We start from the raw sequence: 249 nt of genomic DNA on the forward strand, positions 1-249 counted from the left end.
CTTGAACGGTAGGTGCGCACCCATTCAACCGGGAAGGGTCCGGGCAGGGAAAAGTCAGTGTGCGCGACGGTTTCGCTACCCGTGGCGAAGCTGATGCTGCAGCCGGTGCTGGAGGCGGTTTTGTTTTTGCAGCCGGGATCTCTGTCAGTGTGACGTTGAGTGTTTTGAGTCACCATCCCGCCTTGGCCTGTTTGGGCCTGAGCGTGGCTGACGTGTTGTGGTGCGACGCTTGCTGGCTGGGTGCCGCGG

At 61.4% G+C, this 249-nt stretch carries 2 protein-coding genes; one reads left to right on the forward strand and one right to left on the reverse strand.

Going from position 1 to position 249, the window contains the following annotated elements; translation table 11 throughout:
* Nucleotides 1-95: DUF6531 domain-containing protein (locus AAEZ06_RS27920; RefSeq protein WP_350617413.1), on the reverse strand; the 95-nt coding region annotated here is incomplete at its 3' end.
* On the opposite strand from AAEZ06_RS27920, the gene AAEZ06_RS27925 reads away from it, so the two are divergent.
* On the forward strand, nucleotides 60-249 hold a 190-nt coding region (locus tag AAEZ06_RS27925), incomplete at its 3' end, for a hypothetical protein (RefSeq protein ID WP_350617415.1). The genes AAEZ06_RS27920 and AAEZ06_RS27925 overlap by 36 nt on opposite strands.

This window comes from Pseudomonas sp. HY7a-MNA-CIBAN-0227 (assembly GCF_040310325.1).
In the GTDB taxonomy this organism is placed as follows: domain Bacteria; phylum Pseudomonadota; class Gammaproteobacteria; order Pseudomonadales; family Pseudomonadaceae; genus Aquipseudomonas.